Here is an 11,119-nt window from a genome sequence, read left to right on the forward strand (position 1 = left end):
TATACGGGAGGAGCCCCGCACGGATGCGCCGCGCGGGGCTCCTGGTCACCCGGTCAACAAGGAAAGGAAATGATATCGACAATCAATACGGGCTCTGCGGGTCGGCGGAAAACCGTTGCCGAATCGCAGAGTCGCAGGAGGGCTCAGTTCAGCCGCAGCTCGGTGGCCGGGGAGAACAGGTGCATCTTGGCAGGATCGATGTGGATCTTGACCACGTCGCCCACCTTGGGCAGGTCGCGCGGATTGACGCGAATGGTGGTCAGCTTGTTCTGGTCGGACATGACGATGGACTGCTCAGCCGCACTGTTGTCGGTTAAAATGTTGCCGTAGATGTAGCCGTCGGAACCCAGGTCCTCCACGTTGGCCACCTTCAGAGAGAAGGCTTCGGGCTCAGCGGCACCAGCCAAAGAAGCATCCTCGGGACGGAAGCCCACGACGATCTTGCCCTGATCGTCGGGGGTCAGCTTGCCGACGGCCTCGCGCGGCAGGCTGATGGTGTCCTCACCGATCTTGGCCTGTCCGTTGACCACGGGATGGATGTTGATGTTCATAGAGGGCGACCCGATGAAGCCGGCCACGAAAACGTTCTCGGGCCGATCATAGAGCTCGGTAGGCGCGCCAACCTGCTGCAGGACGCCCAGCTTGATGACGGCGATCCTGTCGCCCATGGTCAGAGCCTCGGTCTGATCGTGGGTCACGTACAGGGTGGTGACGTTGAGCTGACGCTGCAGGGCGGCGATCTGGGTACGGGTCTGGACACGCAGCTTGGCGTCCAGGTTGGACAGAGGCTCATCCATCAGGAAGACCTTGGGCTGCCGCACAATGGCGCGGCCCATAGCTACACGCTGACGCTGACCACCGGACAGAGCCTTGGGCTTGCGGTCCAGGTACTCGGTCAGATCCAGCACCTCTGCAGCCTTCTCCACCCGCTGGCGGATCTCATCCTTGGGTGTACCGGCGATCTTCAGGGCGAAGCCCATGTTGTCGGCTACGGTCATATGAGGGTAAAGGGCGTAGTTCTGGAAGACCATGGCGATGTCTCGATCCTTGGGCTGCATGGTCGTCACGTCCTTGTCACCAATCATGATGCGGCCCTTGTTGACCTCCTCCAGGCCGGCCAGCATGCGCAGGGTGGTGGACTTTCCGCAGCCGGAAGGTCCTACCAGAACCAGAAATTCACCGTCTTTGATGTCCAGACTGAGGTCACTGACCGAGGGCTCATCGTTGCCCGGGTAGATACGAGTGACGTGGTCGAATACCACTTCTGCCATTGTTCATCCTTTCATCGGCAGGTACGTGCCGAACGATCCGTAGTGAAGGGGTTGATGTTCACTGTGGTTTCCGTCCTGGGGTCAACACCGACATCGGCATGGCCATGCGACGGTTTTCTATTGTGCGGTTAAGAGAAACTCTCCCTTGAGCCAGTGCCTACTATACACCGATATACACCGATGCCTGAATTAGCCGTGCGTGCCGTTGACTATGATCGGGCTTGCCGAGATTGGCAGAAATCCCATGATTTCGCAGTTTCAGCGAACACACGAGAGCCTTGCTGGCTCAATCCTTGGGCTTGGCTGAATCTTCGGAACCGCGCTCGAAGACCGTTCTGGCCACATTGATCGCATTAATGACCCTTGGAAAACCCACGTAGGGAGCGCATTGAAGTATGGCTTCGACCACGGCCGCCTTGCTCAGCCCTACATTCAGGGCTCCCTGTATGTGAACAGCCAACTGCGGAGCCGTATCCCCCTGCGTAACCAGACTGCCTATCGTAACCAGCTCACGCTGCTGAAGATCGAGTCCTTTCCGGGTGTATATGTCGCCGAAGGCGAATTCGACTATCCAGCGGCCAAGATCCGGGGCTATGTCCTGCAGAGAGTCAATGACTGCCTGACCTCCCTTGCCGTCGATGGCGGCCAAGGCCTCAGATCCCTTTTCAAAACGCGAAGCTTCCATAAAGTCTATTCTTTCTATTGTTCTGCATATTTTCCCGCAGATAATATTGCATCGATGCCTGTTTACGCATTATACCATCGGCGGCCAAGCCTCCTCCGGCAATTGGAAATGCGACGAAACCGCAGAAGGCGACAATCAGGTCCTTTTCAACAAGGCGGGGCACAATGGAGATATGAGCGATCTTGAGGGATTGGATCTGAAGCCTGGACGGCTGGTCGGGGGCTACACCCTGATCGAGCCCCTGGGCGGCGGGGCCATGGGTTCCGTCTGGCGCGCGCGTGATGACGGGGGCCAGGACTACGCCATGAAGATCCTGCGGGAATCCCTGGCAGAAGACGACCAGGACTCACCCGACAGCCCAGAAGAGCGTAACCGCGCCTCGGCTCGCGAGCGCCTGCGGCGCGAGGCTCTGGCCCTGCAACGGATCCGCCATCCAGGCGTCTGCCGGATCGTGGATATGGAGCTTGATGATGCCTTGGCCTTCATCGTGACCGAACTGATCGAAGGGCGCAATCTGCGCGACGACGTGGCTGTCAATGGCCCTTACCGGGGCGACGACCTGGAACGGCTGACGCGGAAGCTGACCGATGCCGTCGCAGCCGTGCACCAAGCGGGTATCGTCCACCGGGACATCAAGCCCACCAACGTCATGATTTCGGTCTCTGGACCGGTGCTGGTGGACTTCGGCATTGCCATGGGCCAGGGGCAAAGCCACGTGACCCGGACAGGACTGGTCATGGGTACCCCTGGCTTCATCGCCCCTGAGATCATCGACGGAGCTGAGGCTGATCAGGGAACCGACTGGTGGAGCACAGCAGCCGTTTTGGCATACGCAGCCACCGGACGAGCTGTCTTCGGCACCAAACCCATGATGGCGGTGCTGGAACGCGAAGCCTCGGGCAATGCCGACCTATCCGGGCTGCCCATAGGTACCATGAAAGCCCTGCGATCGGCCCTCTCCCCTAACCGGACGGCGCGCTGCACACCCCAGGAGCTCTTGGAGGCCATCAGCCGGGATGCCATGGACCCGCAAGCCTGGCAGCTTGAACAGGACGACCAGGCTGTGAGCGGGCAGCAGACCGACGGGAAGCCAAACAAGGATCGTCAGGAGACGATGCGCCCTTTTGGCGACGACTCTTCGGAGGCTGAAAGACGGGCCGATGCCCCCACTATGCTCGTCGAGCCGGCAACCATAACCATGCCGTCGAGCGCGCAGGCTGATCCAGAAAGTCCGCGAACGGCCTGGTCACGGCTCCTGACAGACGGCAAAGCCGATGAACGAACGACCCTCCTGCCTGACTTGGAGCAGCCCACCAGCCTTTTGAATCCTCTTCCGGCGGCCGAGGAGCAGACGCAGACTTGGCAGGATCATCAGCCCCTAGCCGACCGTCAAGATCTTCAAGCCACCAGCCTCCAGGACCCGTTGCCGCCGGCCCGGCCCCTGCCCGACGGGTACCACAGCGGCACGAATGCCCACTGGCTGGGGGACCAGCCCGCCGCCCAGATTCGATGCCTGCGCTACCTCAATGCCGGAACCCCCTGCCTGGTCATGCTGGGAATGCTCCCTGCCCTGCTGACAGTACTGGCCCCGGTCTCGGCTCTGGCGACCGCCGGAATCCTCCTCTGGGCCCTCAGCACCGCAGGATGGAGCATTAAAGCTCAGATCGAACGCGAACTGCGCCGTGACGGCCCTCGGCGAGGCACTGACCGTCTGCTGAACGCAGCTGCCCTTCCCTGGCACCTGCTCAGGGGACTGGCAGCCGCCCTGCTGCGTCTGCCGGGCATAATCCTCATACAGGTTCTGGTCGCTCTGCCGCTGACCTGGGCGGGCATCCTCACCACTGTTCGTGCAGGCCTGACCCTGGGCGGGCATCTGCTGACCTTACCCCTGCCAGCGGCCAGACCTCTATCCGCGGGCGGACTGGCCATGGCTCTGGCGACACTGGTCGGCTGGCTGCTGACGACGCTGCCGACGAAGAATCGCTCAGACCATAAAGTCGGCAGCGGCAACATGGCCCTGCGTCTGGCGGCGGGCCGCATCCCCCTGGGACGCCAGGATCCCGAAGCGCCAGGCAATCCTCGCCGCGGGTGGATTCTGCTCCTGCTCTGGCTGCTGATTGTGGCCGTCCTGGTAGCCGGGCTGATCGTCCAGCCTTCCATGGACTGGTCCCCCATTCGCCTCCTGCGCGTCTAAGGCCACGCTCCACCCCTGGCGGCTACACTATGCTCAGTATGCCAAGGAAAGGATCCAGGTCATGTCCAAAGGCAAGCAGAACCGTCAGGCCGCGCTCAAGGCCCAGGAAGAGGCCCGACGGCTCCAAGAGGCCAAGGAACGACGCCAGCAGACCATGATCGGCGTCATCGTCACCGTGGTGATCATTGCCATGATCGCCCTGGGCGGATTCGTTTACTGGCGCAGCCATCGCCCGGTCAAGACCCAGGACCTGGAGCAGGCCCGTCAGGCTGTCGCACGGGTCAAGGAGAAGCCCTCGGCCGCCAACGACCAGGGCGGCTTCCTGATCAGCTCACAAGGGCTCAATAAGCCGGTGGCCAAGGCTCCAACCGTGGAGATCTACATGGACTTCATGTGCCCAGGCTGCGGCGCCCTGCACCGCGGGCTGGACTCCACCCTGACCGGTCTGGTGGATGCCGGGCAGATCAACCTGGTCATCTACCCCATGAGCTTCATGGACCGGCTCTCCACCGACAGCTACTCGACCAGGACAGGCACGGCCACCATCTACGTGGCTCAGCACGATCCCGACCATCTGCTGCCCTTCATCGCCAATCTCTACGCCAAGGACTTTCAGCCGGACGAGTCCGACTACCATCCCATCAGCAACGACAAGATTCGTCAGCAGGCCATCAAGGCCGGGGTCGATCCCCAAGTGGCCGACCAGGCAGTCAAGGGGCACTACCGGGCCTGGATCAAGGCCATGGATACCTATACCCCCCTGCGCAAGGAGCTCTGGAATCCCACCGGGGCCAACAAGGGGCAGATGAGCACGCCCACGGTGCGTATCAACGGCAATTACTGGGATCTGAGTGACCTGTCCCAAGCTGGCATGGACTACCGCTCAGGCCTGCTCAAGGCTCTGTGTCTGGACCAGGCCAAGGTGGGCGTCAAGGGAGCGATGCCTGCCATCGGCGCCTCCGGTCATCCGCGCTCGCTGGATTGAACCAGGCAGGTATAAAGAAATTTCGCGCCTAGCGTCCTCTTGGGCACACGGTGATGGTACGATATCATTCCGTACCGCGGCCCGGAATGCTGTTATGGACCACCGGGACCGCCTCCTTAGCTCAGTTGGCCAGAGCAGCCGCCTTGTAAGCGGCAGGTCGTCAGTTCGACTCTGACAGGAGGCTCTACGCTAGAAATGAACCAGCAAACCCATCTATTCAGCTTTGTCTCCAGGCGGGCTATAATAATGGATATTACCTGGATAATTACCTGGATAATTGCAAATACTTCCCTCGAGTAAGTCATTTCGGAGGCTTGTTCTCCGAAGTACGAACGGAGCCTTTTCCCCAACCAACTCCGTTCGTATCCGAGGACGGGATTATTCCCCTTCATTCCCGTCCTCTTGACGTTGACCTGTCGGCACAAGGCCCGGGTCTCAAAGAGCCGACCGGCCATTGATGGTCGGTCGGCTCTTTTATTGCGGCCCATCGGCAACAAATGTGGATATTTGCCCGACCTTGTTGATTGTGCGGCCTCGCTCCATGCCCGCGCCGCTAAAATTGCCTGGTACAGACAAGGCAGGAACGGGGAGGCGAGCGCATGGCCAGACGCTGGACACCGCGGCGTTTCGTCGTGCTCAGAAGAATCCGCGTGGTCTCCTGTGCCCTCCTGGTTGTTCTGGCCATGGTCCTGACCTTCGGCATCACCGCGCGCAAGAGCGTGGCGCTGAGCGTCAACGGGAAGACCAAAATGGTGACCACCTACGCCTACAGCGTGGACGGTCTGCTGCGCCAGCAGGGAGTCAAGGTCAAAACCCACGACCTGGTCGATTCCACATCCGGAGGCCAGCTGCGCAACCATACGGCGGTCACTGTGCGCTCCGCCTATCAGACCACCATCGTCATCCAGGGCCAGCGGGTGCCTTTCTGGACCACGGCCACCAGTATGGACCAGCTGCTGGGATTCTTCGAGGAGAACCGCAAGCAGGCCATGAAGGTCACCGTGGATGTGGGCAACGTCTATAACCAGCTGACCGGCGGTCTGGTCATCAACCAGGCGGGGCCGGTTACCGTCATAGCTGACGGGAAGACCTCGGTGGCCCCTGACGGCAAGCTTCCAGCAGCATCCATCCTGGACTCCAAGGGCATCGTGCTGGGCAAGGAGGACCGGGTCAGCGTGGAGCATGACCAGGGCGCCACTGTTCTGCGTGTCCAACGAGTCACCCACGGAAACACCCAAAGGACAATCCCCATAGCCTTCGCCACCAGGACCGTGGTCGACCAGAGCCTGGCGCCCGGTCAGACCCAGGTGCGGCAGGCGGGCGTAGCCGGTCAACGCCTGCAGACCATCCAGGTCACCTACGTGGATGGACAGGCTGAATCAGAGCAGGTGGTCAAAGAGGAGACCGTAGCCATGCCAGTGGATCAGGTAGTGGCCGTCGGTCCCGACAAGCCAAAGGAGGGACAGAACAGCGGACAGCAGTCCCAGGACACAGAGAAGAACTCCCAGCAGGCGCAGGAGACCCCCTCTCAGAGCCCTTCGTCCAGCCAGGATTCGCAGTCGCCATCGACACCAGCCCCTACGCCAGCACAGACCGCTCAGCCGAAGCCGCCAAGCACACCAGCTCCAACTAAGCCCGATAACAATCCAGCTCCGTCGCCAGCGCCAAGTCCATCTCCTGGCGGTCTTTGGCATGCGGAACCTGGTGTAGCCCAGGCCTACGCCGGGGGCGCCGCCGCCCAGCGCGGATGGACAGGTTCGCAATTCGATGATCTAGTGGCACTCTGGACCAAGGAGTCAAACTGGCTCTGGCATGCCCAGAACCCCAATTCGCCCGCCTACGGCATTCCCCAGGCTAACCCTGGCTCCAGGATGGCGCTATTCGGAGCCAACTGGCGTGACGATGCTGCTGTCCAGATTGATTGGGGACTCGACTACATCAGCAAATCATATGGGGATCCCAGCACGGCCTGGCGCCTCTGGAACGGACGTCATCCACACTGGTACTGACTCCTTACCACATCCACGAGCAACGAACCAACATGAACACTAAAATCGAAAGCGACAGTCTTCTAGGTGCCGCTGACATCCGACGCATCGCCGACCAGATCGACATCCACCCCACCAAACGACTGGGGCAGAACTTCGTCATCGATCCAGGAACCGTCCGCAGGATCGTGCGTTTGGCCGGGGTGGCATCCGGCCAGCCTGTTCTGGAGGTGGGTCCTGGTCTTGGATCCCTGACCCTCGGTCTGCTGGAGGCGGGCTGCCTGGTGACCGCCGACGAGATCGATCCCGTCCTGGCCCGGCAGCTGCCGCAGACCGTCCGCGAGCGCATGCCGGAGAGCCTGGACCGACTGACTGTAATCAACCGGGATGCCCTGACCCTGACCCCTCAGCTGGCAGGCGCCGCAGGCACGACCGCCGACCTGACTATGGTGGCCAACCTGCCCTACAACGTAGCCACTCCAATCATTCTGACCCTTCTGGCCCGGTTCGCCAATCTGAGCCGGTTCCTGGTCATGGTCCAGAAGGAGGTGGCGGATCGGCTGACGGCCACCCCGGGATCCAAGGTCTACGGCGCCCCCAGCCTGAAGCTGGCCTGGTACGGCCATGCCTCCCAGGCGGGTAGAATCGGGCGCCATGTCTTCTGGCCAGCCCCCAACGTGGACTCAGCCCTAGTCTCCTTCACCCGGGACAAGGATGGGCGCGAGCACAGCGACGAGGGGACGAGGGCCCGGGTCTTCTCCCTGATCGATGCAGCCTTCGGACAGCGCCGCAAGACCCTGCACGCTGCTCTGAAGGGGCTGGTGACCGCCGAAGCCTTCCAGGCTGCAGGCATTGACCCCGCACGCCGGGGGGAAACCATGACCATCGAGGAGTTCGTAGCCCTGGAGCAAGCCCGCCGCGAGGTAACCGCGTGAACCCTGCAGCCGAAAGGGACGGCATTGTCCTCTCCTGTCCCGCCAAGATCAATCTGAAGCTTCGTGTGGGACCAAGCCGAACCGACCTCGGAGGACGACACCGTCTTGACACCATTTACAGCGCCGTGGGGATCTGGGACCAGGTGGAACTGCGCCGGAGAGAGCCTGGCAGCGGCTTCCACCTGAGCTTGGAGGGCGATCACTTGGGCGACCTGGACCGCCGTGATGCTGATCCACGCGCCAACCTGGCCGTCAGGGCCCTCCTGGCCATGGCCCAGGCCACTGGGCATCAGCCTGATGTGGCCATTCACATCGTCAAACGGATACCTGTAGGCGCCGGGCTGGCTGGAGGATCCACGGATGCAGCCGGAACCATGCTGGGCCTGAACCAGCTCTGGAATCTAGGGATGCCTGCCGCCGAGCTGGATCGAATCGCTGCCGGTCTGGGCGCAGACCTGCCCTTCTGCCTGCATGGAGGGCTCAGCGAGGGCACAGGCTTCGGCCAGATTCTGGAGCCCCTGGATCTGGATGGTTCAAAGGTCCAGCAGCTGTCACGAGCTGGGCTGACCGGACATCTCCTGATCGGGGCCTACGAGGATCAGCTGAGCACAGCCCAGGTCTACAAGGCCTACGACCTGATCGGACCCGGCCCCCACGACCTGAACGACCTGCAGGAGACCGCCTGCACACTGCACCCGCGCTCGCGCCAGGCCTTGGACCTTGCCCGGCGGGCAGGCACCGGACCGGCCTTCGTCTCTGGATCGGGCCCCTCAGTGGTGGTCATGGCCCCTCGCCCCGAGCAGGCAATCGCACTGATAAGGCTCTGGCGGGAGCAGAATGCCGTGGACAGAATAATCGAGGCTGACTCTCCTGTCCTGCCTGGAATGGTCCCCCTGCGAGTCACCCATGAACAGTAGAGTAGGCAACATGACGAATCCCGAACCACTCGACGAACGCGAGGCCCGCAGGCAGTTCGTACGACGGCGGCAGAAGATGGTCTTCACCATAGTCGTCAGTGCTCTGGTGGCCATCCTGGTCATATGCAGTCTGATCATCTTCGGGTCCATCGGGCATACCGCCAAACACGCCACCATCGCCAAGCCCAACTATGGGGTTGCCGTGCCCTGCCCGCCTGACAAGTCCAAGCTGGTCAACCACCCCGACATCCGTGTACGGGTGCTCAACGGAACCAACAAGTCCGGTCTGGCCACTGCCCTGGCATCGGCCCTGCGCAACCGGGGATTCAACATGCAGGATGTGGCGGACTATCCAGGCAAGACCGAAACAGCCCGCACCCAGATACGCTTCGGGGCTTCGGCCATCGACCGCGGCTACACGGTGGGATCCCAATTCAACGATGCCATCCTGATCATGGACGACCGCAGCGACGATCTGATCGATGTGGTCATCGGGGCCACCTTTACCGACCTCAACGATGAGGACAGCACCTCTGTAGTAGGCCGCAAAATCGAAGCCATCAAGGGCTGCCGGGCCGACCCCTCCTCCATCAAGAACCTGCCCAAGGCCCCCAAGGCCTGATGCTGCCGATCCTGCATATTGCCGGATCTTCCAACCAAGGGCACCCAGAAAAGGTTTGCCCCTGGATCAGGCTTGGTCGGCGCCTTCTCTTTGCCACCAATCCTGCAGCTCCTGCTCGGCTGTCTGCTGATCGACCGGGCCCTGATCCAGACGGTAGTCCAGCATGTGCCGATAGGCGCGCCCCACCTGCGGTCCAGGCTTAAGGTCCAGAATCTGCATGATCTGTCGTCCATCCAAGTCGGGCCGAATGGCATCCAGATCCTCCTGCCGACGCAATTGAGCCACCCTGTCCTCCAGCTCGTCCATGGCGGACGAGAAGATCTGAGCCTTGCGTTTGTTGCGAGTAGTCGCGTCAGCCCTGGTCAGGCGATTAAGCCGCTCATAAAGCGGACCGGTCTCCCGGGCGTAACGGCGTACAGCCGCATCGGTCCACCGCTCGTCCACGTAGCCATGGAAACGCAGGTGCATGGAGATCAGGTCGCAGACATCGGCGATCAGGCGATGGTCGAAGTGCAGAGCCTTGAGGCGCTTGCGGGCCAGCCGGGCTCCGACTGCATCATGATGATGGAAGCTGACCTTGCCACCGGGCTCAAAGCGTCTGGTGGCGGGCTTGCCGATATCATGCAGCAAGGCGGCCAGGCGCAGGGTCAGATCCGGGGCAGGCACAGGTCCGTCAGGTCCCGTCTCCAGAGCAGTGGCCCGATCCACTACCATCAGAGTGTGCTCGAAGACGTCCTTGTGCCGGTGATGCTCGTCTATCTCCAGCTGAAGGGCGGGGACCTCGGGCAGAACGATGTCGGCTAGACCAGACTGCGTCAGAGCCTCGATGCCCTGGACGGGGTGATCGGCCAGCATGAGCTTGGTCAGCTCATCGCGAATCCGCTCGGCCGAGACGATGCTGATGCGTTCGGCCATGCGGGTGATGGCCTCTGCGGTCTCCGGGGCAATGGTGAATCCCAGCTGAGCCACGAACCGCACGGCCCGCATCATCCGCAGGGGGTCGTCGTCGAAGGACTGGCGGGGATCTACCGGGGTCCGTAGCACCTGCTTGGCCAGGTCGTTGACCCCGCGGTAGGGGTCTACAAAGACCAGATCAGGCACTCTCAGAGCCATGGCGTTGACGGTGAAGTCGCGCCGTGAAAGGTCGCCCTCAAGACTGTCCCCATAATCCACATCGGGCTTGCGAGAATCAGGATCGTAGGTGTCTCGCCGGTAGGTGGTCACCTCCACCTTGACCTCGGTTCCATCAGGACGCCGCCGAAGTGCGCCCAGGGTGCCGAATTTGCGCCCCATGTCCCAGAACCCCGACCCCCAGTGACGCAGGATGGGCTCGAACTGCTCGGGCCGGGCCGAGGTGCAGAAGTCCAGGTCGTGGGAGGGCCGGTGCAGGAGCAGATCACGTACAGGACCTCCTACCAAAGCCAGTTCATATCCCTGCTCGGCGAAGAGGCGCCCGAGCTCAATGGCCTCCGGCCAGACTTGGAAATCCACGCTCACCCTTTCCTATGGAGTTGATGCGCCT

The 11,119-nt window shown here is 61.9% G+C and carries 9 protein-coding genes and 1 tRNA gene; 7 read left to right on the forward strand and 3 right to left on the reverse strand.

Annotated elements, in window-relative coordinates:
• Positions 1–143: 143 nt before the first annotated feature.
• Complete coding sequence (locus ACUIAD_RS02650; protein WP_110452869.1) at positions 144–1,271, reverse strand: ABC transporter ATP-binding protein; 1,128 nt, start codon at positions 1,269–1,271, stop codon at positions 144–146.
• A 286-nt stretch (positions 1,272–1,557) separates the two neighbouring features.
• Complete coding sequence (locus ACUIAD_RS02655) at positions 1,558–1,956, reverse strand: carboxymuconolactone decarboxylase family protein (protein ID WP_110452870.1); 399 nt, start codon at positions 1,954–1,956, stop codon at positions 1,558–1,560.
• Positions 1,957–2,128: 172 nt separating this feature from the next.
• Here ACUIAD_RS02655 and ACUIAD_RS02660 point away from each other — a divergent pair, with 172 nt between their 5' ends.
• The 7 genes from ACUIAD_RS02660 (at position 2,129) to ACUIAD_RS02690 (ending at position 9,597) form a co-directional block, all read left to right on the forward strand.
• Positions 2,129–4,150: a serine/threonine-protein kinase gene (locus ACUIAD_RS02660; protein WP_445343609.1), complete on the forward strand. Its 2,022-nt coding sequence runs from the start codon at positions 2,129–2,131 to the stop codon at positions 4,148–4,150.
• 61 nt (positions 4,151–4,211) lie between these two features.
• Positions 4,212–5,135 (forward strand): DsbA family protein, encoded by a 924-nt coding sequence (locus ACUIAD_RS02665; RefSeq protein WP_445343610.1) that lies wholly within the window; start codon positions 4,212–4,214, stop codon positions 5,133–5,135.
• 110 nt (positions 5,136–5,245) lie between these two features.
• Positions 5,246–5,319: transfer RNA gene (locus ACUIAD_RS02670), tRNA-Thr, on the forward strand.
• A gap of 415 nt (positions 5,320–5,734) precedes the next feature.
• On the forward strand, positions 5,735–7,144 hold the full coding sequence (locus ACUIAD_RS02675; RefSeq protein ID WP_445343611.1) for a G5 domain-containing protein: 1,410 nt from the start codon (positions 5,735–5,737) through the stop codon (positions 7,142–7,144).
• A 32-nt stretch (positions 7,145–7,176) separates the two neighbouring features.
• Positions 7,177–8,058, forward strand: a complete 882-nt coding sequence (rsmA, locus tag ACUIAD_RS02680) for a 16S rRNA (adenine(1518)-N(6)/adenine(1519)-N(6))-dimethyltransferase RsmA (RefSeq protein ID WP_110452874.1) — start codon at positions 7,177–7,179, stop codon at positions 8,056–8,058.
• A complete protein-coding gene (locus ACUIAD_RS02685) occupies positions 8,055–8,975 on the forward strand; it encodes a 4-(cytidine 5'-diphospho)-2-C-methyl-D-erythritol kinase (RefSeq protein WP_445343612.1) in 921 nt (306 codons plus the stop codon). The genes rsmA and ACUIAD_RS02685 overlap by 4 nt, the downstream gene beginning before the upstream one ends.
• Positions 8,976–8,985: 10 nt before the next feature.
• Positions 8,986–9,597 (forward strand): LytR C-terminal domain-containing protein, encoded by a 612-nt coding sequence (locus ACUIAD_RS02690; RefSeq protein WP_181414521.1) that lies wholly within the window; start codon positions 8,986–8,988, stop codon positions 9,595–9,597.
• A 66-nt stretch (positions 9,598–9,663) separates the two neighbouring features.
• Here the strand turns inward: ACUIAD_RS02690 and ACUIAD_RS02695 are convergent, their stop codons facing one another.
• Positions 9,664–11,088 carry a CCA tRNA nucleotidyltransferase gene (locus tag ACUIAD_RS02695; protein ID WP_110452877.1) on the reverse strand — a complete coding sequence of 475 codons (1,425 nt, stop codon included), beginning with the start codon at positions 11,086–11,088 and terminating at the stop codon, positions 9,664–9,666.
• Between the last annotated feature and the right edge of the window lie 31 nt (positions 11,089–11,119).

The organism is Bifidobacterium sp. ESL0819 (assembly GCF_052606245.1).

Excerpts from the sequence above, each read along its gene's own strand:
- ACUIAD_RS02660 (WP_445343609.1), top strand. The coding sequence starts at position 2,129 with ATGAGCGATCTTGAGGGATTGGATCTGAAGCCTGGACGGCTGGTCGGG.
- ACUIAD_RS02665 (WP_445343610.1), top strand. The coding sequence starts at position 4,212 with ATGTCCAAAGGCAAGCAGAACCGTCAGGCCGCGCTCAAGGCCCAGGAA.
- ACUIAD_RS02675 (WP_445343611.1), top strand. The coding sequence starts at position 5,735 with ATGGCCAGACGCTGGACACCGCGGCGTTTCGTCGTGCTCAGAAGAATC.
- ACUIAD_RS02690 (WP_181414521.1), top strand. The coding sequence starts at position 8,986 with ATGACGAATCCCGAACCACTCGACGAACGCGAGGCCCGCAGGCAGTTC.
- ACUIAD_RS02655 (WP_110452870.1), bottom strand. The coding sequence starts at position 1,956 with ATGGAAGCTTCGCGTTTTGAAAAGGGATCTGAGGCCTTGGCCGCCATC.
- rsmA (WP_110452874.1), top strand. The coding sequence starts at position 7,177 with ATGAACACTAAAATCGAAAGCGACAGTCTTCTAGGTGCCGCTGACATC.
- ACUIAD_RS02650 (WP_110452869.1), bottom strand. The coding sequence starts at position 1,271 with ATGGCAGAAGTGGTATTCGACCACGTCACTCGTATCTACCCGGGCAAC.